At 63.0% G+C, this 22,719-nt stretch carries 22 protein-coding genes; 16 read left to right on the top strand and 6 right to left on the bottom strand.

Features of this window, described 5'->3' with window-relative positions; translation table 11 throughout:
• The first annotated feature begins 162 nt into the window (after positions 1 to 162).
• The 11 genes from ccmA to BW992_RS25695 all read left to right on the top strand — a co-directional run bounded on the left by ccmA (position 163) and on the right by BW992_RS25695 (position 9,914).
• The gene (gene ccmA / locus BW992_RS25745) at positions 163 to 798 is read left to right on the top strand and encodes a cytochrome c biogenesis heme-transporting ATPase CcmA (RefSeq protein WP_072389455.1); all 636 of its coding nucleotides are present in this window, start codon (positions 163 to 165) and stop codon (positions 796 to 798) included.
• On the top strand, positions 795 to 1,463 hold the full coding sequence (gene ccmB, locus BW992_RS25740; protein WP_053154995.1) for a heme exporter protein CcmB: 669 nt from the start codon (positions 795 to 797) through the stop codon (positions 1,461 to 1,463). Before ccmA ends, ccmB begins: the two co-directional genes overlap by 4 nt.
• Before the next feature lie 94 nt (positions 1,464 to 1,557).
• On the top strand, positions 1,558 to 2,313 hold the full coding sequence (locus tag BW992_RS25735) for a heme ABC transporter permease (RefSeq protein WP_072389453.1): 756 nt from the start codon (positions 1,558 to 1,560) through the stop codon (positions 2,311 to 2,313).
• Positions 2,310 to 2,486, top strand: a complete 177-nt coding sequence (ccmD, locus tag BW992_RS25730) for a heme exporter protein CcmD (RefSeq protein ID WP_072389451.1) — start codon at positions 2,310 to 2,312, stop codon at positions 2,484 to 2,486. The genes BW992_RS25735 and ccmD overlap by 4 nt, the downstream gene beginning before the upstream one ends.
• On the top strand, positions 2,483 to 2,938 hold the full coding sequence (gene ccmE, locus BW992_RS25725; RefSeq protein ID WP_076407268.1) for a cytochrome c maturation protein CcmE: 456 nt from the start codon (positions 2,483 to 2,485) through the stop codon (positions 2,936 to 2,938). The genes ccmD and ccmE overlap by 4 nt, the downstream gene beginning before the upstream one ends.
• A gap of 3 nt (positions 2,939 to 2,941) precedes the next feature.
• Complete coding sequence (locus BW992_RS25720; protein ID WP_076407267.1) at positions 2,942 to 4,930, top strand: heme lyase CcmF/NrfE family subunit; 1,989 nt, start codon at positions 2,942 to 2,944, stop codon at positions 4,928 to 4,930.
• A complete protein-coding gene (locus tag BW992_RS25715) occupies positions 4,927 to 5,463 on the top strand; it encodes a DsbE family thiol:disulfide interchange protein (protein WP_072389445.1) in 537 nt (178 codons plus the stop codon). The genes BW992_RS25720 and BW992_RS25715 overlap by 4 nt, the downstream gene beginning before the upstream one ends.
• Positions 5,460 to 5,933 (top strand): cytochrome c-type biogenesis protein, encoded by a 474-nt coding sequence (locus BW992_RS25710; protein WP_072389443.1) that lies wholly within the window; start codon positions 5,460 to 5,462, stop codon positions 5,931 to 5,933. The genes BW992_RS25715 and BW992_RS25710 overlap by 4 nt, the downstream gene beginning before the upstream one ends.
• Positions 5,926 to 7,134 (top strand): c-type cytochrome biogenesis protein CcmI, encoded by a 1,209-nt coding sequence (gene ccmI / locus BW992_RS25705; RefSeq protein WP_072389441.1) that lies wholly within the window; start codon positions 5,926 to 5,928, stop codon positions 7,132 to 7,134. Before BW992_RS25710 ends, ccmI begins: the two co-directional genes overlap by 8 nt.
• 14 nt (positions 7,135 to 7,148) lie before the next feature.
• On the top strand, positions 7,149 to 7,556 hold the full coding sequence (locus BW992_RS25700) for a hypothetical protein (protein ID WP_072389439.1): 408 nt from the start codon (positions 7,149 to 7,151) through the stop codon (positions 7,554 to 7,556).
• Between the two features lie 264 nt (positions 7,557 to 7,820).
• Positions 7,821 to 9,914, top strand: a complete 2,094-nt coding sequence (locus BW992_RS25695) for an LTA synthase family protein (RefSeq protein WP_072389437.1) — start codon at positions 7,821 to 7,823, stop codon at positions 9,912 to 9,914.
• A 228-nt stretch (positions 9,915 to 10,142) separates the two neighbouring features.
• Here the strand turns inward: BW992_RS25695 and BW992_RS25690 are convergent, their stop codons facing one another.
• Positions 10,143 to 10,295 carry a DUF3309 family protein gene (locus tag BW992_RS25690; protein ID WP_018606531.1) on the bottom strand — a complete coding sequence of 51 codons (153 nt, stop codon included), beginning with the start codon at positions 10,293 to 10,295 and terminating at the stop codon, positions 10,143 to 10,145.
• Positions 10,296 to 10,686: 391 nt separating this feature from the next.
• On the opposite strand from BW992_RS25690, the gene BW992_RS25685 reads away from it, so the two are divergent.
• The 3 genes from BW992_RS25685 (at position 10,687) to csrA (ending at position 12,261) form a co-directional block, all read left to right on the top strand.
• Complete coding sequence (locus BW992_RS25685) at positions 10,687 to 11,502, top strand: SDR family oxidoreductase (protein WP_072389435.1); 816 nt, start codon at positions 10,687 to 10,689, stop codon at positions 11,500 to 11,502.
• A gap of 57 nt (positions 11,503 to 11,559) precedes the next feature.
• Positions 11,560 to 11,892 carry a YnfA family protein gene (locus tag BW992_RS25680; RefSeq protein ID WP_072389433.1) on the top strand — a complete coding sequence of 111 codons (333 nt, stop codon included), beginning with the start codon at positions 11,560 to 11,562 and terminating at the stop codon, positions 11,890 to 11,892.
• 150 nt (positions 11,893 to 12,042) lie between these two features.
• A complete protein-coding gene (gene csrA, locus BW992_RS25675; RefSeq protein ID WP_072389431.1) occupies positions 12,043 to 12,261 on the top strand; it encodes a carbon storage regulator CsrA in 219 nt (72 codons plus the stop codon).
• Here the strand turns inward: csrA and BW992_RS25670 are convergent.
• From BW992_RS25670 to mnmC, 5 genes are all read right to left on the bottom strand, one after another.
• Positions 12,250 to 12,477 (bottom strand): YheU family protein, encoded by a 228-nt coding sequence (locus BW992_RS25670; protein ID WP_072389429.1) that lies wholly within the window; start codon positions 12,475 to 12,477, stop codon positions 12,250 to 12,252. The genes csrA and BW992_RS25670 overlap by 12 nt on opposite strands.
• Before the next feature lie 138 nt (positions 12,478 to 12,615).
• On the bottom strand, positions 12,616 to 13,806 hold the full coding sequence (locus tag BW992_RS25665; protein ID WP_072389427.1) for an osmoprotectant NAGGN system M42 family peptidase: 1,191 nt from the start codon (positions 13,804 to 13,806) through the stop codon (positions 12,616 to 12,618).
• 138 nt (positions 13,807 to 13,944) lie between these two features.
• Complete coding sequence (gene ngg / locus BW992_RS25660; RefSeq protein ID WP_072389425.1) at positions 13,945 to 15,690, bottom strand: N-acetylglutaminylglutamine synthetase; 1,746 nt, start codon at positions 15,688 to 15,690, stop codon at positions 13,945 to 13,947.
• A 3-nt stretch (positions 15,691 to 15,693) separates the two neighbouring features.
• On the bottom strand, positions 15,694 to 17,466 hold the full coding sequence (locus BW992_RS25655; protein ID WP_072458131.1) for an N-acetylglutaminylglutamine amidotransferase: 1,773 nt from the start codon (positions 17,464 to 17,466) through the stop codon (positions 15,694 to 15,696).
• A 246-nt stretch (positions 17,467 to 17,712) separates the two neighbouring features.
• Positions 17,713 to 19,701, bottom strand: a complete 1,989-nt coding sequence (gene mnmC, locus BW992_RS25650; protein ID WP_076407266.1) for a bifunctional tRNA (5-methylaminomethyl-2-thiouridine)(34)-methyltransferase MnmD/FAD-dependent 5-carboxymethylaminomethyl-2-thiouridine(34) oxidoreductase MnmC — start codon at positions 19,699 to 19,701, stop codon at positions 17,713 to 17,715.
• A gap of 150 nt (positions 19,702 to 19,851) precedes the next feature.
• Here mnmC and pap point away from each other — a divergent pair, with 150 nt between their 5' ends.
• A complete protein-coding gene (gene pap, locus BW992_RS25645; protein WP_072389410.1) occupies positions 19,852 to 21,360 on the top strand; it encodes a polyphosphate:AMP phosphotransferase in 1,509 nt (502 codons plus the stop codon).
• A 105-nt stretch (positions 21,361 to 21,465) separates the two neighbouring features.
• Entirely contained in the window at positions 21,466 to 22,650 is a 1,185-nt protein-coding gene (locus BW992_RS25640; RefSeq protein WP_072389408.1) for a thiolase family protein, read from the top strand.
• Positions 22,651 to 22,719: the final 69 nt, after the last annotated feature.

Genomic DNA, 22,719 nt, shown 5'->3' with positions numbered 1-22,719 from the left:
GTAAAGCTCGGCATGTATAATGCCGCCCGTATTTTCAGGGAGTGGCGAAAATCTCGTCATTGTTTGACGCAGCTCTGTGGAACAGGCCCTCAAAGCATCTATGCTGCACTTCTTTAACGGCCGCAGCACCGCCGACTTGAACCGTATAAGGCCCGCGATCCCTTGACCAGTCCTCTTTTGCAAACCGTCGGCCTCGCCTGTGAGCGAGACTTGCGGCTGCTTTTCGAACACCTCGAATTGAGACTCTCGCCGGGCGATATGGTGCAAGTCAGTGGGCCCAATGGTAGCGGCAAGACCAGTCTGTTGCGCCTGTTGGCCGGGTTGATGCAGCCCACCGCAGGCCAGGTGCTGCTCAACGGCCAGCCGTTGCACAGCCAGCGCGGCGAGCTGGCTCGCAACCTGCTCTGGATCGGTCACGCCGCCGGTATCAAGGATCTGTTGACTCCCGAGGAAAACCTCAGCTGGCTCTGTGCGCTGCATCGGCCCGCCACACGGGAAGCGATCTGGCAGGCATTGGCGCAAGTGGGGCTGCGTGGTTTCGAGGATGTGCCGTGCCATACCCTGTCCGCCGGCCAGCAGCGCCGCGTGGCCCTGGCGCGTCTATACCTGGACAGCCCGCCGTTGTGGATCCTCGACGAACCATTCACCGCCCTGGACAAGCAAGGGGTGGCGCAGCTGGAGGAACATCTGGCCCGGCACTGCGAAAACGCCGGCATGGTGTTGCTGACCACCCACCATACATTGACCCGAATGCCGTCCGGCTACCGCAATATCGATCTGGGGAATTGGGCCGTATGACTGTGTTTGGCCTGTTGCTTGCCCGCGAAGCGCGTCTGTTGTTCCGCCGTCCGGCCGAACTGGCCAATCCGCTGGTCTTTTTTGCGATCGTCATTGCGCTGTTCCCCCTGGCGGTCGGCCCCGAGACTCAATTGTTGCAAACCTTGTCGCCAGGCCTGGTCTGGGTGGCAGCGCTTTTATCGGTCCTGCTCTCGCTGGACGGGCTTTTCCGCAGTGATTTCGAGGACGGATCGCTGGAACAGTGGGTCCTTTCGTCGCACCCCCTGGCCCTTCTGGTTTTGGCCAAGGTACTGGCACACTGGGTTTTTTCCGGCCTGGCGCTGGTCTTGCTCTCACCGCTCCTGGCGATGATGCTGGGGTTGCCTGCGGCCTGCATGCCGGTGCTGTTGGTGTCGCTGTTGCTGGGTACGCCGGTGCTGAGCCTGCTGGGGGCCGTAGGTGCGGCACTGACGGTGGGGTTGAAGCGCGGCGGCCTGTTGCTGGCGCTCTTGATCCTGCCGTTGTATATCCCGGTCCTGATCCTGGGCAGTGGCGCCTTGCAGGCGGCGCTGCAAGGCATGCCGGCAACCGGTTATCTGCTGTGGCTTGGGAGCCTGACCGCCCTGGCGATAACCCTGACACCCTTTGCAATAGCCGCTGGCCTGAAGATCAGCGTCGGCGAATAATAACTAGGCCTGGTCAAAAATTGACCACTTCCTGTGAAGTAAAGGCAGACCCGGCGGTTCGTGACAGCGAGCCGCGACCGTGATGGAAACAGCAATGAATTGGACCTGGTTTCATAAGCTCGGCTCACCCAAATGGTTTTATGGCATCAGTGGCAGGTTATTGCCCTGGCTGAGCATCGCCGCCGTGCTGCTGATTGGCAGCGGCGTGGTCTGGGGCCTGGCTTTCGCGCCACCGGATTACCAGCAGGGCAACAGTTTCCGCATCATCTACATCCACGTTCCCACGGCGGTGCTGGCCCAGTCCATCTACGTGATGCTGGCGGTGTGCGGTGTGGTGGGGCTGGTCTGGAAGATGAAGCTGGCTGACGTGGCCCTGCAGTGCGCCGCCCCCATCGGTGCCTGGATGACCGCCGTGGCGCTGGTCACCGGCGCCATCTGGGGCAAGCCGACCTGGGGCTCGTGGTGGGTCTGGGATGCCCGGCTGACGTCGATGCTGATCCTGCTTTTCCTGTACTTCGGTCTTATTGCGCTGGGCAACGCCATCAGCAATCGTGAGAGCGCCGCCAAGGCCTGTGCGGTGCTGGCGATTGTCGGGGTGATCAACATCCCCATCATCAAGTACTCGGTGGAATGGTGGAACACCCTGCACCAGGGCGCCACCTTCACCCTCACCGAGAAACCGGCGATGCCGATGGAGATGTGGCTGCCGTTGCTGCTGACCGCGCTGGGTTTCTACTGTTTCTTCGGCGCGGTGCTGTTGCTGCGCATGCGCCTGGAAGTGCTCAAGCGCGAAGCCCGGGCCAGTTGGGTGAAGGCCGAAGTACAGAACAGCCTGGAGGCCGCTCGATGAGTTTCGCTTCATTCGGCGAGTTCCTCGCCATGGGCCATCACGGCCTGTATGTCTGGTCAGCCTATGGCATCTGCCTGGCGGTACTGGTTCTCAACGTGGCGGTGCCGATCCTGGCCCGCAAGCGGTATCTGCAACAAGAGGCGCGTCGTTTGCGCCGGGAGAGTGGTCAGTGAATCCGGTGCGCAAAAAGCGTCTTGTCATCATCCTTGCGATCCTGGTGGGTGTCGGTGCCGCGGTCGGCCTGGCCCTCAGCGCCTTGCAGCAGAACATCAACCTGTTCTACACCCCGACCCAGATCGCCAATGGCGAAGCTCCCAGGGACACGCGCATCCGCGCCGGCGGGATGGTGGAGAAGGGCTCCCTGGTACGCTCCGGGGATTCGCTGGACGTGACCTTCAACGTCACCGACTTCAACAAGACCGTGACCATCACCTACCGGGGCATTCTCCCGGATCTGTTCCGCGAAGGGCAGGGCATCGTCGCCCTGGGCAAGCTCAATGCCGACGGTGTGGTGGTGGCCGACGAAGTGCTGGCCAAGCACGATGAGAAGTACATGCCGCCGGAAGTGACCAAGGCCTTGAAAGAAAGCGGCCAATCGGCCCCCACTCCCGTGAAGGAGGGCTGATCCATGAGCGCAGGAGTCTATATCCCCGAATTGGGCCATCTGGCCATGATCCTGGCCTTGTGCCTGGCCCTGGTCCAGGCGGTGGTGCCGTTGCTCGGCGCCTGGCGCGGTGACCGCCTGTGGATGGGCCTGGCCCAGCCGGCGGCGTGGGGCCAGTTCGCGTTCATGGTGTTTGCCTTCGGTTGCCTGACCTATGCCTTCATGGTCGACGATTTTTCCGTGGCATACGTGGCCAGCAACTCCAACAGCGCCTTGCCCTGGTACTACAAGTTCAGTGCCGTATGGGGTGCCCACGAGGGGTCACTGCTGCTGTGGGCATTGATCCTCAGCGGCTGGACCTTCGCGGTGTCGGTGTTTTCCCGGCAATTGCCCCAGGTGATGCTGGCCCGGGTGCTGGCGGTGATGGGCATGATCAGCACCGGTTTCCTGCTGTTCCTGATCGTCACGTCCAACCCGTTCCAGCGGATCCTGCCCCAGGTGCCCGTGGACGGTCGTGACCTCAACCCACTGCTGCAGGACATCGGCCTGATCGTCCATCCGCCGATGCTCTACATGGGCTATGTCGGTTTCTCCGTGGCCTTCGCCTTCGCCATTGCCGCCTTGCTGGGTGGCCGCCTCGATGCCGCCTGGGCCCGCTGGTCGCGGCCGTGGACCATCGTCGCCTGGGCCTTCCTCGGCATCGGCATCACCCTCGGTTCCTGGTGGGCCTATTACGAGCTCGGCTGGGGTGGCTGGTGGTTCTGGGACCCGGTGGAGAACGCCTCCTTCATGCCTTGGCTGGTGGGCACGGCGCTGATTCACTCCCTGGCCGTCACGGAAAAACGTGGCGTCTTCAAGAGCTGGACGGTACTGCTGGCCATCGCGGCGTTTTCCCTGAGCCTGCTGGGAACCTTCCTGGTGCGTTCCGGGGTGCTGACGTCGGTGCATGCCTTCGCCTCGGACCCCGAGCGTGGCGTGTTCATCCTGATCTTCCTGCTGTTCGTGGTGGGTGGTTCGCTGACGCTGTTCGCGGTGCGCGCTCCGGTGGTCAAGAGCCAGGTCGGCTTCAACCTCTGGTCTCGGGAAACCCTGTTGCTGGGCAACAACCTGGTGCTGGTGGTCGCTGCGTCGATGATCCTGCTGGGGACCTTGTACCCGCTGGTGCTCGATGCGCTTTCCGGTGCCAAGCTTTCGGTGGGGCCGCCGTACTTCAATGCGCTGTTCATCCCGCTGATGGCGATCCTGATGGTGGTGATGGCGGTTGGTGTGCTGGTGCGCTGGAAGGACACCCCGGTCAAGTGGCTGGTGGGAATGCTCACACCGGTGCTGCTGGGCACCGCTGCCCTGGCCGTGGTGGCCGGGATCGCCTATGGCGACTTCAACTGGGCGGTGCTGGCGACGTTCGTGCTGGCTGCCTGGGTGTTGCTGGCCGGTGTACGCGACATCTTCGACAAGACCCGCCACAAAGGCCTGATCAAGGGCCTGCCGACCCTGACCCGCAGCTACTGGGGCATGCAGATCGCCCACCTGGGCATCGCCGTCTGCGCCCTGGGCGTGGTGCTGTCCAGCCAGAACAGCGCCGAGCGCGACCTGCGCCTGGCGCCGGGCGAGTCCATGGAGCTTGGGGGCTACCAGTTCGTCTTCGAAGGGGCCAGGCATTTCGAAGGGCCGAACTTCACGTCCGACAAGGGCACCGTGCGGGTCATTCGCAATGGGCAGGAAGTGACGGTACTGCATCCCGAGAAACGCCTTTATACCGTACAGAACTCGGTGATGACCGAAGCCGGGATCGATGCCGGTTTCACCCGCGACCTCTACGTGGCGCTGGGCGAATCCCTGGGTGACGGTGCATGGGCCGTGCGGGTGCACGTCAAGCCGTTCGTACGCTGGATCTGGTTCGGTGGCCTGCTCACCGGCCTGGGCGGGGCGCTGGCGGCACTGGATCGGCGATATCGAGTCAAGGTGAAGACCCGGGTGCGCGAAGCCCTGGGCGCAACGGGAGCCACTGCATGAAACGTTGGTTGATGCTGTTGCCGCTGGCGCTGTTCCTGGTGGTGGCGGTCTTTCTGTTCCGGGGGCTTTACCTGAACCCGGCCGAGTTGCCATCGGCGATGATCGGCAAGCCATTTCCGGAGTTCTCCCTGCCGTCGGTCCAGGGTGACCGAACCCTGACCCGCGCCGACCTGCTGGGCAAGCCCGCGCTGGTCAACGTATGGGGCACCTGGTGCATTTCCTGCCGGGTCGAACATCCGGTGCTGAACAAGCTGGCCCAGAACGGCGTGGTGATCTATGGCGTGAACTACAAGGATGTCAACGCCGACGCCTTGAAATGGCTGGCCGAATTCCACAATCCGTACCAACTGGACATCCGTGATGAGGAGGGCTCCCTGGGCCTGAACCTGGGGGTCTACGGGGCGCCGGAAACCTTCTTCATCGACGCCAAGGGGGTCATCCGCGACAAGTTCGTCGGTGTGATCGACGAACAGGTCTGGCGCGAGAAACTGGCCGCCAAGTACCAGGCGCTGGTGGACGAGGCCAAGCCATGAAGCGTTGGCTAGCCGCGGCGGTCCTCGGCCTGAGCCTGGCCGGGGTGGCCCATGCCGCCATCGATACCTACGAGTTCGCCAACGAGGGCGAGCGAGAGCGCTTTCGCGAACTGACCAAGGAACTGCGCTGCCCCAAGTGCCAGAACCAGGACATCGCCGATTCCAATGCTCCGATTGCCGCCGACCTGCGCAAGGAAATCTTCCGCATGCTCGGTGAAGGCAAGAGCAACCAGCAGATCGTCGATTTCATGGTGGACCGCTACGGCGAGTTCGTGCGTTACAACCCGGCCTTGAGTTCCAGGACCGCGCTGCTGTGGTTCGGCCCCGCCGGGTTGCTGCTGGGCGGTTTCGTCATCATCGCGGTGATCGTGCGTCGCCGCCGGGTCCAGCGAACTGCGGCCCCCGATTCGCTTTCCGTCGAAGAGCGCCAGCGCCTCGACCAACTGTTGGATAAAACCAAGCATGATTGATTTCTGGCTCGCCGCAGGTCTGCTTCTCCTGGTTGCCCTGAGTTTTCTGTTGATCCCTGTGTTGCGGGGGCGCCGTGCCCAGCGGGAAGAGGACCGTACCGCGCTCAACGTGGCGTTGTATCAGGAGCGCGTTGCCGAACTGCAGGCCGAGCAGGCGGAAGGCGTGCTCAACGCCGCGCAGTTGGACACCGGTCGCGCCGAAGCCGCCCGGGAACTGCTTGCCGACACCGAGGGCGTCGACGCACCACGGGAATCGCGGCTGGGCAAACCATTGCCGTTGCTGGCCGCCGTGCTGGTCCCGGTGCTGGGGCTGGGGCTGTACTTGCATTTCGGAGCCAGCGACAAGGTCGAACTGACCCGCGAATTCGCCCAGGCGCCGCAGTCGATGCAAGACATGACCCAGCGCCTGGAACGGGCGGTGGCGGCGCAACCGGATAACGCCGAAGGCTTGTACTTCCTCGGTCGCACCTACATGGCCCAGGACCGCCCGGCGGATGCGGCGAAAATCTTCGAGCGCACCGTCGCGGTGGCCGGCCGGCAGCCCGAGTTGCTCGGCCAATGGGCCCAGGCGCAGTATTTCGCCGATGGCAAGAAATGGTCGGACAAGGTCCAGGCCCTGACCGACGAAGCCCTGAAGCTCGATCCCAAGGAAGTCACCAGCCTGGGCCTGCTGGGGATCGCCGCGTTCGAAGGCGAGCGCTATCAGGACGCTATCGATTACTGGGGGCGCCTGCTGGAGCAGTTGCCGCAAGGCGATAAATCCCGCGAGGCACTGCAAGGCGGCATCGCTCGTGCCACTGAGAAGCTCCAGGCCAGTGGTGGCAAGGTCGCCCAGGCTCCGGCCGTGGCTGCCAAGGCCGCCGCGCTACTCAAGGTGCGCGTCGACCTGGCCCCGGCGCTCAAGGCCAAGGTACAGCCAGGCGACAGCGTGTTCATCTTCGCCCGCGCCGTCTCCGGCCCACCCGCGCCGCTGGCGGCCAAGCGCCTGACGGTCGCCGACCTGCCTGCCAGCGTCGAGCTGGGCGACGCGGACGCGATGATGCCGCAACTGAAACTGTCGAACTTCCCCGAAGTCCAACTGGTGGCGCGTATCTCCCGCGCCGGTCAACCGACCGCCGGCGAGTGGATCGGCCGCAGCCAGCCCCTGGCGAGCAGCACCACGACGCCGCAGCAACTGACTATCGACAGCCCGGACCAATGACAGGAACTCGCACCATGACCGCCCTCGCTCGTATCACCCTGCTTTCGCTCGTTCTGGGCCTGAGCGCTTGTGCGGTCCATCGCCCGCCGGAGCCTTCGGCGCCGCTACCACCCATCCCGCCTTCCGGCCCGGCGACCAAGCCGGCACCCTCGACCGCTCCGGGCAAACCGGTAACGCCGAACAAACCGGCCAAGCCGCTGCCGCGCACTTCCGCCAGTTTTGCCCCGCCACCGGGTGGCAACAGCCATTGGGATGCAAAGCTTGGGGTCTATGTGCTGGATAACCAGACCAACACCTTCTACCGCCAACGTACCTACTACCGCTGGGACAACGGTTGGAGCCGTTCCGTCAGCCCGAACGGCCCCTGGGAAGCCACCACCATAGAAGGCGTACCGGCGGGCCTCGGGCGGCAATTTCATTGAACAAAGGCCCCTGTGGTGAAGGGATCAATCCCCTCACCACAGTTTTCCCGGCAGGCCGGGCTTTTTTGTTTCTGAATATGCATTGAACGAAATTTTCACGAGAACTTTTGGAAAATCCCCGCGCTTTTATTGCCGGCGGTTATTTAATGGCAATGCCTTGGCCGTTCGTGCAACATCTGCCCCCTCTGCGCAACCCCCTTTGGTCGACAGAGGAGTACGCCGTTGTTTCTTTGTCACACTCACTCCAATAGGTCCTAAAACGACATGGCAATTCCGGACGCCCTGAGCACGCGGCGAAGCACGCATCGCCTGCTGCAACCGACCGTCAAATCACACCTGGCCTATACCTTGCTCTGTGCCCTGGTGATGATGGTGATGTTCAGCCTGCTGCGCGTGGCGCTGCTGGTCTATAACCGCGAAATGATCCTCGACACCCCGGCTTCGACCTTTGTCGAGGCCTTTGCCAACGGCCTGCGCTTCGACCTGAGGCTGGTGGTCTATCTCAGTATCCCGCTGCTGCTGTCGCTGTTCAGCGTCCGGGCCATGGCCGCTCGCGGATTCTTTCGTTTCTGGCTGACGCTCACCTCCAGCATCGCCCTGTTCCTGGGCCTGATGGAAATGGACTTCTACCGTGAATTCCACCAGCGTTTGAACGGCCTGGTCTTCCAATACGTGAAGGAAGACCCGAAGACCGTAATGAGCATGCTCTGGTACGGTTTCCCGGTGGTGCGCTACCTGCTGGCCTGGGCCGGCGGAACCATCATTCTCAGCCTGGCGTTCAAGGCTGCCGATCGTGCCACGCGGCCACGTGGCCCTTTCAGCGGTGGCAGCATCGGTACGCGCCAGATCGCCCCGTGGTACGGACGCGTTGCGGTATTCATGGTCTGCCTGTTGGTGGCCGTGACCGCCGCGCGCGGCACCCTGCGCCAGGGGCCACCCCTGCGTTGGGGCGACGTCTACACCACCGATTCGAACTTCGCCAACCAGCTGGGTCTCAATGGCACGCTGTCCCTGGTGGCGGCCGCCAAGAGCCGGCTGTCCGAAGACCGTGACAACATCTGGAAAGCCACGCTGGAGCAACCCCTGGCGCAACAGACCGTGCGTGACATGCTGGTGATGCCCGACGACAAGCTGGTGGATACCGATACTGCCGCCGTACGCCGGGATTACACGCCGCCAGCCGACAAGACCCTGCCGATCAAGAACGTGGTCGTGATCCTCATGGAGAGCATGGCGGGGCATTCGGTGGGCGCCCTTGGCGCTCCTGGCAACATCACGCCTTACCTGGACAAGCTGTCCAAGGAAGGCTTGTTGTTCGACCGTTTCTTCTCCAACGGCACCCACACCCACCAGGGTATGTTCGCCACCATGGCCTGCTTCCCGAACCTGCCGGGTTTCGAGTACCTGATGCAGACGCCGGAAGGCAGTCATAAATTGTCGGGCCTGCCACAGCTGCTCAGCGCCCGAGACTACGACGATGTGTATGTCTATAACGGCGATTTCGCCTGGGACAACCAGTCGGGCTTCTTCAGCAACCAGGGCATGACCAACTTCATCGGGCGTAACGATTTCGTGAACCCGGTATTCTCCGATCCGACCTGGGGCGTGTCCGACCAGGACATGTTCGATCGCGGCCTGATCGAGCTCAAGGCGCGGGAGAACGGCAAGCCGTTCTATGCCTTGCTGCAGACCTTGTCCAACCACACGCCGTACGCATTGCCAACGCCCTTGCCGGTGGAGCGGGTTACCGACCGGGGCAGCCTGAACGAACACCTGACCGCTATGCGCTACTCCGACTGGGCCCTGGGACAGTTCTTCGAGAAGGCCCGCAAGGAGCCTTACTTCAAGGAAACGCTGTTCGTCGTGGTCGGCGACCATGGCTTCGGCAACGAGCGTCAGATCTCCGAAATGGACCTGGGCCGGTTCAACGTGCCGATGCTGTTGATCGGTCCGGGCATCCAGGAAAAGTTCGGCCAGCGTAACCATACCGTGGGCACCCAGGTCGATATCGTACCGACAATCATGGGGCGGATCGGTGGCCAGGTGCGTCACCAGTGCTGGGGGCGCGATCTGCTGAACCTGCCGGAAGGGGACAGCGGTTTTGGCGTGATCAAGCCATCGGGCAGTGACCAGACCACGGCTATCCTGCGCGGTGACAAGGTCCTGATGGTACCCAGGGACAAGGGCATGGACGCGAAACTGTTCAGTTATGAACTGGGAGCCAACCCTCGTGCAACCGTTATCCAGGACTCGCCCGATGCGGCGAAGATGAAGCTCGAGCTGGAGGCGTTCTTGCAAACCGCCACCAAGAGCTTGATCGATAACACCGCTGGAGTGATTCACGGTACGCCGGACTGAGTCCGACGAGCATAAAAAAGAGGCCTTGAAGAAGGCCTCTTTTTTTTGCCTGGACTCTTTCCGAGAAGTCTTGATACTCGTTCATGCTGCGTTGAAAACCGGGTCGTGCGCGAGTCCGATCGCAATGCTCACTTACCCCAGTAAAGCCGAGGCGACCCCGGCCGTTCCTCGCCGGTTTTCGCCTTGCCTGACCTTCGTCTCAAGACTTTTCAAACAGAGTCCGGCGGTTCATATCTTGCCCAGTAACAGCAATATCAACAGCACCACTAACACTACGCCGATGATACCGGATGGACCATAACCCCAACTTCTGGAGTGTGGAAAGACCGGCAGGCCACCGATCAAGAGGAGGATCAGAATGATGATAAGTATTGTGCCCATTGTTGCTTTTCCTTATTGGTCAGTTTTGGAGTGAGACAACTTTTCAACTGCCAGCGCGCTGCATTGAAACCGGGCGGGCTTATTTAGTCCGACCGTAACGTCCTGTAAAAAATTCAAAGTTTTTTAGTATTTGAAGGGGCGCTGCTTATCGCGGTTTTTCCAAAGGATGAATCTTCCTGCTTTGTCGCGAACAGGGGGGAGAGGAAATTGATGACTGCGGAGGCAGGACAGCCCTGAACTTCGAGGCCCGTCGGGTGATGGCAGGCGGTCAGCCCGATCAAAACCCATTACGGTTTGCCCCGGCTATTCAGCAATCTAATGGTGCGTGGGCCGTGACGGGTCCTTCGCTACACTCGGCTGCATCTCTCCCGGAACAACAAGGCTGTTTCCTATGCAAAATCGCATGATGATTACCGGTGCCGGCTCAGGCCTGGGTCGCGAAATCGCGCTGCGCTGGGCCCGCGAAGGCTGGCACCTGGCCTTGTCGGATGTCAGTGAGCCCGGCCTTGCACAAACCCTCAGGTTGGTGCGCGACGCCGGTGGTGACGGTTTCGTACAGCGCTGCGATGTGCGTGACTACAGCCAACTGACGGCGTTTGCTCAAGCGTGTGAAGAGAAGCTCGGCGGCATCGATATCATCGTCAACAACGCTGGCGTGGCTTCCGGCGGTTTTTTCAGCGAACTGTCGCTGGAGGACTGGGACTGGCAGATCGCGATCAACCTCATGGGGGTGGTCAAGGGTTGCAAGGCCTTCCTGCCGTTACTGGAGAAAAGTCGTGGCAAGATCATCAACATCGCCTCCATGGCGGCGCTGATGCAGGGGCCAGCCATGAGCAACTACAACGTGGCCAAGGCCGGCGTGGTGGCATTGTCGGAAAGCCTGCTGGTGGAACTGGCACAGCAGGAAATCGGCGTGCACGTGGTCTGTCCGTCGTTCTTCCAGACCAACCTGCTGGATTCTTTCCGTGGCCCGACCCCGGCGATGAAAGCCCAGGTGGGCAAGTTGCTGGAAAGCTCGCCCATCACCGCCGCCGATATTGCCGATTACATCTATCGGCAAGTGGACCAGGGGGAGTTCATGATCCTGCCGCACGAACAGGGACGCATGGCCTGGGCGATGAAGCAGAAGAATCCGCAGCTGCTGTACGATGAGATGACCGCCATGGCCGACAAGATGCGCGCCAAGGCCCGCCAGGGCTCGAGTTGACCTGAGCGCCCGGTGTCCTCAGGATGGCGCCATCCGGCCCTCCTGATGGACACGTGCATGCTCAATTACTTGTGGTTCTTCCTCGCCGCGCTGTTTGAAATCGCCGGCTGCTACGCCTTCTGGATGTGGCTGCGCCAGGGCAAGAGTGCCTGGTGGATCGTGCCAGCGCTGCTCAGCCTCACGCTGTTCGCCCTGCTGTTGACCCGCATCGAAGCGACCTATGCCGGGCGTGCCTACGCCGCTTATGGCGGTATCTATATCATCGCTTCCATCGGCTGGCTGGCGGTGGTCGAGCGTGCCAGGCCCCTGGGATCCGACTGGATCGGCGTGGCGCTCTGCGTGTTGGGCGCCAGCGTCATCCTGTTCGGTCCTCGTTTTTCGGCTTCCTGACATCCGGGCGATTCGACAGGGTTTTGCAGGACGTTTCCGTCAGTCGCAGGAGCCCTGTTTGTAGGGGGTTACTGAATTCTTGTCGTTGTCTTGTGAACACCAAAGCGGCCGGGCATGGTCGAGGTCCAGACATTCTTAAGGACAAGAACCATGCTCGTATTAAGCCGTGCTGTGGGTGAACTGATTTCCATCGGTGACGACATTTCCGTGCGGGTGCTCTCGGTCAACGGCACCACCGTGCGGTTCGGCGTGGAAGCGCCACGGCACATCGATGTGCATCGCTTCGAAATCTACGAAAGGATCCAGAAGAAGAAAGCCCGGGCCACGCCCAAGGCGTCTGCGGTCGACAGGGCGTGTTCAGTCAAATAGATGCTTGGGCACGTCGTGCTTGAGCATCAATTGGCACTGTTCGCTTTCAGGATCGAAGACGATCATCGCCTGGCCCTTGGCCAGGGCTTGCCTGACCCGCAATACACGCGTCTCCAGGGGCGTGTCGTCACCGTTGTCGGTGCCGTCGCGAGTCACGAAGTCCTCGATCAGGCGAGTCAGCGTGTCGACTTCGAGTTGGTCGTGGGGAATCAGCATGGTCTACCTCGGCTGGACAATGCCCTGATGCTACGGCCATTGAAGGCTTGCGGCTAGCCTTGGGAGGCGCATCGCGAGCAGGCTGCGCCCGCAGGGCAACCGCCTGTCCGCGGATGACCGGCCGGAGGATAATTTCGATCACCCGTCCGACCGTTGTCCCACCAGGCTGTCCACCGACGGTACGCGGGTATCGCTTTCCATCTGTGCATCGTGTTCGATCTGATGGCTGAAGCGCTCCAGGGAACCCTGGGCCGGTTGTGCATCGCTGGCGAATACCGGCGGGCTGAGAATGTAGGCGCCCAGCAGGCGGCTGAGGGCGGCGAGGCTGTCGATGTGGGTGCGTTCGTAGCCATGGGTGGCGTCGCAGCCGAAGGCCAGCAGGGCGGTTCGAATGTCATGGCCGGCGGTGATGGCCGAATGGGCATCGCTGAAGTAGTAGCGGAACAGGTCACGACGTACCGGCAGGTCGTTCTCCTTGGCCAGCTTCAACAGATGCCGCGACAGGTGATAGTCATACGGACCACCGGAGTCCTGCATCGCCACGCTCACCGTGTGCTCGCTCGAATGCTGGCCCGGGGCGACGGGGGCGATGTCGATGCCGACGAATTCACTGACGTCCCAGGGCAGTGCGGCGGCTGCGCCACTGCCGGTTTCTTCGGTGATGGTGAACAGTGGGTGGCAATCGATCAGCAGTTCCTCACCGCTCTCGACGATAGCCTTGAGCGCGGCCAGCAGTGCCGCTACCCCGGCCTTGTCGTCCAGGTGCCGGGCACTGATGTGGCCGCTCTCGGTGAATTCCGGCAAGGGGTCGAAGGCGACGTAGTCACCGATACCGACCCCCAGGGTTTCGCAATCGGCCCGGGTGGCGCAGTAGGCGTCCAGGCGCAGTTCGATGTGATCCCAGCTGATGGGCATTTCATCCACGGCGGTATTGAACGCGTGCCCGGAGGCCATCAACGGCAACACGCTGCCGCGGATCACCCCGGTGTCGGTGAACAGGCTGACTCGACTGCCTTCGGCGAAACGGCTGGACCAGCAGCCCACCGGCGCCAGGGTCAGGCGGCCGTTATCCTTGATGGCCCGTACGGTGGCACCAATGGTGTCCAGGTGAGCCGAGACCGCCCGGTCGGGGCTGTTCTTGCGGCCCTTGAGGGTGGCGCGGATCGTGCCGCGCCGGGTCATCTCGAAGGGAATGCCGAGTTCTTCCAGCCGCTCGGCGACATAGCGCACGATGGTGTCGGTGAAGCCGGTGGGGCTGGGAATGGCAAGCATCTCCAGCAGGACTTTCTGCAGGTATTCGAGGTTCGGTTCGGGAATTTTACTGATCATGGAAACTCCTGATGGGTTGAGCGCATGATCATTCCCACGCGCTGCGTGGGAATGCAGCCGGTGACGCCCGGCGTGATCTGAACGCTGAGCGTCCCTTGAGGCATTCCCACGCCGGGCGTGGGAATGATCTGTAGAGGCTTAGGCCATCGCCTGGCTGTGGGGAAACAGCAAGTCCACGAAGCGTTCAGCCGTGGGCTGTGGTTCGTGGTTGGCCAGGCCGGCGCGTTCATTGGCTTCGATGAATACGTACTCGGGTTGGTCGGCGGCCGGTACCAGCAGGTCGAGGCCAACCATGGGGATGTCCAGGGCTCGTGCGGCCCGTACCGCTGCCTCGGCGAGGGTCGGGTGGAGAATGCCGGTGACATCTTCCAGGATACCGCCGGTATGCAGGTTCGCTGTACGCCGTACGAACAGGTGTTCCCCGGCCGGCAAGACACTGTCGTAGTCATAGCCCGCCGAGTTCAGTGTGCGTTGGGTCTCGGCGTCCAGGGGGATCTTGCTCTCGCCCCCCGTAGCCGCCTGCCGCCGGCGGCTCTGGGCCTCGATCAAGGCACCGATGGTGTGGCGGCCATCTCCGATCACTTCTGCCGGACGCCGGATGGCTGCGGCCACCACTTCGAATCCGATCACCAGGATCCGCAGGTCCAACCCTTCGTGAAAGCTTTCCAGCAGGACCCGTTGGTCAAACTGCCGGGCGGTCTCGATGGCGGCCTGCACCTCTTCGATGGTGCGCAGGTCCACTGCCACGCCTTGGCCCTGTTCGCCGTCCAACGGCTTGACCACCACCCGTTCGTGTTCATCCAGAAACGCCAGATTGTCATCGGCATTGCCCGCCAATTGCTGGGCCGGCAGGCTCAGCCCGGCATTTTTCAGCACCTTGTGGGTCAGGCTTTTGTTCTGGCACAACGTCATGCTGACGGCACTGGTCAAGTCGCTCAGGGACTCGCGACAGCGCACTCGGCGACTGCCATGGATCAGGGTGAACAGGCCGGCCTCGGCGTCGTCCACCTGCACTTCGATGCCGCGACGGTGAGCTTCCTCGACAATGATCCGGGCGTAGGGATTGAACTGCGCTTCCGGACCCGGCCCCAGGAACAGTGGCTGGTTGATACCGTTCTTGCGTTTGATGGCAAAGGTCGACAGGTTCCGGAAACCCAGCTTGGCATAGAGATTCTTCGCCTGGCGGTTGTCATGCAATACCGACAGGTCGAGATAGCTCAAGCCACGGCTCATGAAGTGCTCGACAAGGTGCCGCACCAGCACTTCACCCACCCCGGGCCTGGAGCATTGCGGGTCCACGGCCAGGCACCAGAGGCTGCTGCCGTTTTCCGGATCGTTGAAGGCTTTCTGATGATTCAGGCCCATGACGCTGCCGATCACCGCACCGGTGTCGTCGTCTTCGGCCAGCCAGTAGACGGGGCCCCCCTCGTGGCGCGGGGTCAGCCGCTGGGGATCGATGGGAAGCATGCCCCGGGCCTGGTAGAGCTGGTTGATGGCCTGCCAGTCCGCTTCGCTCTGGGCGCGACGAATGCGAAAGCCACGGAACACCCGGGTGGCCTGGCGATAATCGCTGAACCACAGGCGCAGCGTGTCGGAGGGATCGAGAAACAGATGCGCCGGCTCCAGCCCCAGCACTTGCTGGGGAGCTGCGACGTACAGGGCGATGTCCCGTTCGCCGGGCTGTTCGTTGAGCAGTTCCCGGCCCAGGGACGCGGGGTCCGGGAAGGTGTGGCCGATCAGCAGCCGGCCCCAGCCGCAATGCACGGCGATGGGGGCGGTGTCCAGCTCGCTGCCGTCTTCGGCCAGGCGTGCTTGCAGGCGTTCATAGGAAGGGGCCTGGCCACGCAGCAGACGTTGGTTGTGAACGGTAGGGTTGGGTTTCATCAATCAGATTCCTTGCTCGCTGAGCCACAGGTTCAGCGCTGCCAGCTGCCACAGACGGGAGCCGCGCAATGGGGTGAGCTGACCGTTGGGGTCGGTGAGCAGGCGGTCCAGCATGGCCGGGTTGAACAGGCCGCGGTCCTGGCTCGGGTCCAGCAGCAGTTCGCGGACCCAGGCCAGGGTGTTGCCTTCCAGGTGCTTGAGTCCCGGTACCGGGAAGTAGCCTTTCTTGCGGTCGATCACTTCGCCGGGAATCACCCGCCGGGCCGCTTCCTTGAGCACTTGCTTGCCGCCGTCGGGCAACTTGAACTTCGCCGGGATCCGCGCCGAGAGCTCCACCAGTCGGTAGTCCAGGAACGGCGTGCGCGCCTCCAGGCCCCAGGCCATGGTCATGTTGTCGACACGCTTGACCGGGTCGTCCACCAGCATAACCGTGCTGTCCAGGCGCAGCGCCTTGTCCACGGCCGCGTCGGCGCCAGGTCGGGCGAAGTGTTCCTTGACGAAGTCACCGGCCGCGTCGTTGGCCACCAGCCACTTGGGCTGTACGGTGGCGGCATATTCTTCATAGCTGCGGTCGAAGAAGGCCGCGCGATAGGCCGCATAAGGGTCGCTGGCGCCATCCACCTGTGGATACCAGTGGTAACCGGCGAACAGTTCGTCGGCGCCCTGGCCGCTTTGCACCACTTTGCAATGCTTGGACACTTCCCGCGACAACAGGTAGAACGCGATGCAGTCATGACTGACCATCGGCTCGCTCATGGCGCGGAAGGCCGCTGGCAACTGTTCGATGATTTCCTTTTCGTCGATGCGTAACTGGTGGTGCCGGGTGCCGTAGTGTCGGGCGATCAGGTCCGAATACTGGAATTCGTCACCGCGCTCGCCGCCGGCATCCTGGAAACCGATGGAAAAGGTGGACAGGTCTTGCACGCCGACCTCTCGCAACAGCCCCACCAGCATGCTCGAGTCCACGCCGCCGGACAGCAGAACGCCGACATCCACCGCGGCTCGCTGGCGAATGGCGACCGCTTCGCGAGTGCTGTCGAGCACCCGGTCGATCCAGTCCTCCAGGTTCAGCTGCTGTTCATCGGCCCGCGGGCCGTATGGCAGGGTCCACCAGGTTTGCTGCTCGGTGCTGCCATCGGCTCCGATGCGCATCCAGGTGGCCGGTGGCAGCTTTTCGATGCCCGCCAGCAAGGTACGCGGCGCCGGGACCACGGCGTGGAAATTCAGGTAGTGATTGAGCGCGACGGGATCGAGCACGGGGTTGATATCGCCGCCCTTGAGCAGGGCCGGCAGCGCCGAGGCAAAACGCAGGCGCTGGCCGGTGCGCGACAGGTACAGCGGCTTGACGCCGAGACGGTCGCGGGCGATGAACAGCTGCTTGGCGTCGCGCTCCCAGATGGCGAAGGCGAACATGCCGTTGAGCTTGGGCAGCAGCGCTTGGCCCCAGGCGTGATAACCCTTGAGCAGCACCTCGGTGTCGCCGCCGGAATGGAAGCCATAGCCCAATGCTTCGAGTTCGGCTCGCAGCTCCGGATAGTTGTAGATCGCGCCATTGAAGGCCAGGGACAGGCCCAACTGATTGTCGATCATCGGCTGGGCCGAGCCGTCGGACAGGTCCATGATTTTCAGGCGACGATGACCCAGGGCGATCGGGCCCTGGCTATGAAAACCCCACGCGTCGGGGCCACGAGGGGCGAGGTGGTGGGTGATGCGTTCCACGGCCGCAAGGTCCGCAGGTTGTTGATCGAAACGTAACTCTCCAGCTAATCCGCACATAAGTCCTTACCGGTTTTTCCGTTGGGGAGGGGTCAAGCCGCACGCGCCGAAATGGCGGGTACTCTGGAACTGACCGGGGGGATTGCCGTGAGTTTTATATCGATGCGTTATAAGGCGACAGAAGGGGCCGGGCTGCGCTGATTGTGTGCGGGCTGTTCGCGATGGCGCTGACTCAGTCTGCCCTGACGCCGACTGATACACCGCCGTCACGAGCAGGCTCGCTCCCACAAGATTTGGGGCGGGGCATCAGTCGTTGAGTTTGCCCCGGATCAGCGTCCGCAATGCGAACCGATTCGGGTGGCAAGCCTCGGCGACGCTGCGGGGCAGGGGCAAGGGTTCGTTGTCCAGCCAGGCGGCGATCAGCTCCCCTGCCAGCGGTGCGGTGATCAGGCCCCGGGACCCATGGCCGCTGTTGATGTACAAGCCATCAAGCCAGGGGCAGGGGCTGTCCGGAACCTGACGGGCGTCCTTGGCCAGTACGGCATAGGTTCGGGCGAAGGCCTGGCCGTCGGCCAGGGGACCGACGATGGGCAGGTAGTCCGGGCTGGTGCAACGGAACGCCGCGCGGCCTTCGAGGTTTTCCGGAGCCAGGGTGTCGGCTTCCAGGCGATCCACCAGGTCGGCGGAAAGTTCCTCCAGCATAACCAGGTTGCCGGCATGTTCGGCAGCGGTGGGCGTCAGGTCGTCATTCTTGAAATCGAAACTGGCCCCAAGGGTATGCTCGCCCAGGCGCGCCGGTGCCACGTAGCCTTCGGCGCAGACCACGGTGCGCAGGTCCTGGCTGCGGGCAGTCTGGGGTAGCCGGGTGATCTGTCCGCGAATGCGCTTGAGCGGCAGCCCCGCCGCCGGTTCGAAACGCTTGATCTCGGCGGCGCTGGCGAGGATCGCCACCGGTGCGCTGGCCAGGCAGCGTTCGCCGTCCCAGGCTTGCCATTGCCCGTCGACGCGGCGCAGGTCCAGCACCTCATGGTGGAGCGACACCTCGATCGCCGGCGCCGAAGCCTGCCAGCGACACAGCGCCGGTGGATGGACCCAGCCGCCTTCGGGATAGAACAGACCACCACAGGCCAGGCCGATGCCCGCCAGGGCCTCGGCTTCCGGGCGCTCCAGCCGGTGCAGCAAGTCGGTCGGGAATGCCGCGGCCAGTTGCGCCTGGCGTTCGGCCTCCTTGTGGTCGAAGGCCAGTTGCAAGACACCGCAGCCGTCCCAGTCAACGCCTCGTTGCAGTTGCTCCAGCAGGCGCCGGGTGTAGCCGAATCCGCTGAGGATCATCTGCGACAACGCCGTGCCGTGGGCGGAAAGCTTGAGGTACAGCACGCCCTGGGGATTGCCGGACGCTTCTTCCGCCAATCCGGCGTGGCGTTCCAGCAGCGTGACCTGCCACCCTCGTGCCGCTAGGCTGGCCGCACTGGCGCAACCGGCCAGGCCGCCACCGACCACCAATGCGCGGCGCTCTCCGGCCAGTGGGGCGGGGCGCGCATACCATGGCTTCGCGGGGGATGGTGCCGGCGTCTGCTCCGGCCCGCCGAGATAAGTTCCTCGAAGAATTTCCCACTTATGGCCGATGCCCGGTGTGCGTTTCATCTTGAAACCGGCGGCGTTGAGCAATCGTCGTACCCAACCGGTGCTGGTGAACGTGCTGAGGGTGGTGCCGGGGACCGCCAGCCGCGCCAGTTCGGCGAACAGTTCGGCGGTCCACATGTCCGGGTTCCTGGCCGGCGCGAAACCGTCCAGGAACCAGGCGTCGATCTGGCCGTCCAGTTGTGGCAACTGCTCCAATGCATCGCCGATCATCAAGGTCAGCGTCACACGCCCACCCGCCATTACCAGGCGCTGGAAGCCCTGGTGGATTGCCACATACTGCGCGAGCAACTGATCGGCCTGTTCCTTGAGCGATGGCCAGAGGGACAGGGCCCGGCGCAGGTCCGTGGGGGTGAGGGGGTACTTTTCGACGCTGACAAAATGCAACCGCGCCCCGACCGGCGCGTGTTGTTCGAACAACTGCCAGGCACAGAGGAAGTTCAGGCCGGTGCCGAATCCGGTTTCGCCGATCACCAGCCGCCCGTGGTCCGGCAACGCGCGAAAGCGCTCGGCCAGGTTGTTCTGTTCGAGGAACACATAGCGGGTCTCTTCCAACCCGGACTGGTCGGAAAAGTACACGTCGTCGAACACCCGCGAGCGCGGGCGACCCTGGTCGTCCCAGTCGAGTTGGGCGTGGTACTGGATGGGCGTCATGGCAGGCTCGGTGAAAACTGGATGGCCATTCTAGCCGATCGCTGTCGGCTTGCTTGACCCACCGCAACAGACTGGGCATCTGGATGGAATCTGCTGCACGGTGCCGCATCCAATCCGCTAGTCTTTGCCCATTCCTGGAAGGAGCTGCGTATGTTCGAATCCGCCGAGATCGGCCACGTTATCGATAAAGACACTTATGACGCCGAAGTACCGGCCTTGCGTGAAGCGCTGCTGGAGGCTCAATTCGAGCTGCATCAGCAGAGCCGATTTCCGGTGATCGTGCTGATCAACGGCATCGAAGGGGCGGGCAAGGGCGAAACGGTGAAGTTGCTCAACGAGTGGATGGACCCGCGGCTGATCGAGGTGCGCACCTTCGACCAGCAGACCGACGAGGAACTGGCGCGGCCACCGGCCTGGCGCTACTGGCGGATGCTGCCGGCCAAGGGGCGCATGGGCATCTTCTTCGGCAACTGGTACAGCCAGATGCTGCAGGGACGGGTTCATGGGGAGTTCAAGGACCCCCGGCTCGACCAGGCCATCAATGCCGCCGAGCGCCTGGAGAAAATGCTCTGTGACGAGGGTGCACTGATCTTCAAGTTCTGGTTCCACCTTTCCAAGAAACAGATGAAGGCCCGGCTCAAGGGGCTCCGGGACGATCCGTTGCACAGCTGGCGGATCAGCCCGCTGGACTGGCAGCAATCCCAGACCTACGGCAAGTTCGTCAAGTACGGCGAGCGGGTGCTGCGCCGGACCAGCCGCGATTACGCGCCGTGGCACGTCATCGAGGGCATGGACGCCTGCTACCGCAGCCTCACCGTCGGCAGGATCCTGCTCGAAGGCCTGCGCCAGGCACTGGACCGCCACAGGATCAAGCCGGAAAAGGTCAGCGTGGCCCCGCTGCCGGCGCTGGACAGTCAGATTACCTTGCTCGACAGCCTGGACATGACCCTGCGCCTGGACAAGGCCGACTATGAAGAACAACTGATCACCGAGCAGGCGCGATTCGCGGGGCTGCTGCGGGACAAGCGCATGCGCCGGCATGCCCTGGTGGCGGTGTTCGAGGGCAACGATGCGGCGGGCAAGGGCGGGGCGATCCGGCGGGTGGCGGCCGCCCTCGATCCGCGCCAGTACAGCATCGTGCCGATCGCCGCGCCCACCGAGGAAGAGCGCGCCCACCCCTATATGTGGCGGTTCTGGCGGCACATTCCGGCGCGGGGCAAGTTCACCATGTTCGACCGCTCCTGGTATGGCCGGGTGCTGGTGGAACGGGTCGAAGGATTCTGCAGCCGGGCCGACTGGATGCGGGCCTATGGCGAGATCAATGACTTCGAGGAGCAGATCGCCGATGCCGGCGTGGTGGTGGTCAAGTTCTGGCTCGCCATCGACAAGCAGACCCAGCTCGAACGTTTCCAGGAGCGCGAGGAAATCCCGTTCAAGCGCTTCAAGATCACCGAGGACGACTGGCGCAATCGCGACAAGTGGGACGACTACCGGACGGCCATATGCGACATGGTAGATCGCACCAGCACCGAGATTTCCCCGTGGACACTGGTGGAGGCCAACGACAAGCGCTGGGCTCGGGTCAAGGTTTTGCGCACCCTCAACGAAGCGCTGGAGGCTGCGTTCGAGCGCAGTGCAAAGCGGGCCCGCAAGAAGTAGCGGGCGATGGATATGCATACGCGGGATGAATGATCGTCGCGGCCGCTGATGCGCTGGCTCTATGCTCGTTGTCACCTAAACCGACAACGACAATGAGGTAGAGCCATGCGTGAAGTGGTGATCGTCGACAGCGTGCGGACCGGCCTGGCCAAGTCCTTTCGCGGCAAGTTCAACCAGACCCGCCCTGACGACATGGCGGCGCACTGTGTCAATGCGCTGTTGACGCGCAACGACATCGACCCGGCCGGAGTCGAGGATTGCATTGTGGGCGCCGGCTCCAACGAAGGGGCGCAGGGCTACAACATCGGTCGTAACGTGGCGGTGCTTTCACGGCTGGGTACCGGCACCGCCGGCATGACCCTCAACCGCTTCTGTTCCTCGGGCCTGCAAGCCATCGCCATCGCCGCCAACCAGATCGCCTCCGGTTGCAGCGACATCATCGTGGCCGGTGGGGTGGAGTCCATCAGCCTGACGATGAAAAGCGTCAATACCGACAACCTGATCAACCCGCTGCTCAAGGAGCAGGTGCCCGGGATCTATTTCCCCATGGGCCAGACGGCCGAAGTGGTGGCGCGCCGTTACCAGGTCAGCCGCGAGGAGCAGGACCGCTACGCCTTGCAGAGCCAGCAACGCACCGCCACGGCCCAGGCGGCCGGGCTGTTCGATGACGAAATCGTCCCGATGACGGTCAAGTATCGGGTCGAGGACAGGAACAGTGGAGCGGTGCAGATCCTCGACGGTGTGGTGGATCGCGACGACTGCAATCGTCCGGATACGACCTATGAAAGCCTGGCGGCCCTCAAGCCGGTGTTCGCCGAAGACGGATCGGTGACGGCGGGCAATTCGTCGCAACTGTCCGATGGCGCCTCGATGACCCTGGTGATGAGCCTGGAAAAAGCCCTCGCGCTGGGACTCAAGCCCAAGGCGTTTTTCCGCGGTTTTACCGTGGCCGGTTGCGAACCGGACGAAATGGGCATCGGCCCGGTATTCTCCGTGCCCAAGCTGCTCAAGGCCAAGGGCCTGCGCGTCGCTGACATCGATCTATGGGAGCTCAACGAGGCGTTCGCCTCCCAATGCCTGTACAGCCGGAACCGGTTGGAAATCGATAACGAGAAATACAACGTCAATGGCGGTTCGATCGCCATCGGCCATCCGTTCGGCATGACCGGCTCGCGCCAGGTGGGGCACCTGGTGCGTGAACTGCAACGGCGCAACCTGCGCTACGGCATCGTGACCATGTGCGTAGGTGGCGGGATGGGGGCGACAGGGCTATTCGAGGCGGTCAGGTAGCGGCGAATCGCAAAAGACCGAAAACCAGCGTGGCGAGGGCCCTGGCGCCCTTGCCACGATTACTGGGGT

Origin of the sequence: Pseudomonas sp. 7SR1, from assembly GCF_900156465.1 — a bacterium.
Lineage (GTDB): Bacteria > Pseudomonadota > Gammaproteobacteria > Pseudomonadales > Pseudomonadaceae > Aquipseudomonas.
This window is presented reverse-complemented; position numbering and strand designations above follow the sequence as displayed.

Excerpts from the sequence above, each read along its gene's own strand:
- ccmI (WP_072389441.1), top strand. The coding sequence starts at position 5,926 with ATGATTGATTTCTGGCTCGCCGCAGGTCTGCTTCTCCTGGTTGCCCTG.
- csrA (WP_072389431.1), top strand. The coding sequence starts at position 12,043 with ATGCTCGTATTAAGCCGTGCTGTGGGTGAACTGATTTCCATCGGTGAC.
- mnmC (WP_076407266.1), bottom strand. The coding sequence starts at position 19,701 with ATGACGCCCATCCAGTACCACGCCCAACTCGACTGGGACGACCAGGGT.
- BW992_RS25680 (WP_072389433.1), top strand. The coding sequence starts at position 11,560 with ATGCTCAATTACTTGTGGTTCTTCCTCGCCGCGCTGTTTGAAATCGCC.
- ngg (WP_072389425.1), bottom strand. The coding sequence starts at position 15,690 with ATGAAACCCAACCCTACCGTTCACAACCAACGTCTGCTGCGTGGCCAG.
- BW992_RS25695 (WP_072389437.1), top strand. The coding sequence starts at position 7,821 with ATGGCAATTCCGGACGCCCTGAGCACGCGGCGAAGCACGCATCGCCTG.
- BW992_RS25665 (WP_072389427.1), bottom strand. The coding sequence starts at position 13,806 with ATGATCAGTAAAATTCCCGAACCGAACCTCGAATACCTGCAGAAAGTC.
- pap (WP_072389410.1), top strand. The coding sequence starts at position 19,852 with ATGTTCGAATCCGCCGAGATCGGCCACGTTATCGATAAAGACACTTAT.
- ccmB (WP_053154995.1), top strand. The coding sequence starts at position 795 with ATGACTGTGTTTGGCCTGTTGCTTGCCCGCGAAGCGCGTCTGTTGTTC.
- BW992_RS25670 (WP_072389429.1), bottom strand. The coding sequence starts at position 12,477 with ATGCTGATTCCCCACGACCAACTCGAAGTCGACACGCTGACTCGCCTG.
- BW992_RS25700 (WP_072389439.1), top strand. The coding sequence starts at position 7,149 with ATGACCGCCCTCGCTCGTATCACCCTGCTTTCGCTCGTTCTGGGCCTG.
- BW992_RS25640 (WP_072389408.1), top strand. The coding sequence starts at position 21,466 with ATGCGTGAAGTGGTGATCGTCGACAGCGTGCGGACCGGCCTGGCCAAG.
- BW992_RS25735 (WP_072389453.1), top strand. The coding sequence starts at position 1,558 with ATGAATTGGACCTGGTTTCATAAGCTCGGCTCACCCAAATGGTTTTAT.
- ccmD (WP_072389451.1), top strand. The coding sequence starts at position 2,310 with ATGAGTTTCGCTTCATTCGGCGAGTTCCTCGCCATGGGCCATCACGGC.
- BW992_RS25685 (WP_072389435.1), top strand. The coding sequence starts at position 10,687 with ATGCAAAATCGCATGATGATTACCGGTGCCGGCTCAGGCCTGGGTCGC.
- BW992_RS25690 (WP_018606531.1), bottom strand. The coding sequence starts at position 10,295 with ATGGGCACAATACTTATCATCATTCTGATCCTCCTCTTGATCGGTGGC.
- BW992_RS25720 (WP_076407267.1), top strand. The coding sequence starts at position 2,942 with ATGAGCGCAGGAGTCTATATCCCCGAATTGGGCCATCTGGCCATGATC.
- BW992_RS25710 (WP_072389443.1), top strand. The coding sequence starts at position 5,460 with ATGAAGCGTTGGCTAGCCGCGGCGGTCCTCGGCCTGAGCCTGGCCGGG.
- BW992_RS25715 (WP_072389445.1), top strand. The coding sequence starts at position 4,927 with ATGAAACGTTGGTTGATGCTGTTGCCGCTGGCGCTGTTCCTGGTGGTG.
- BW992_RS25655 (WP_072458131.1), bottom strand. The coding sequence starts at position 17,466 with ATGTGCGGATTAGCTGGAGAGTTACGTTTCGATCAACAACCTGCGGAC.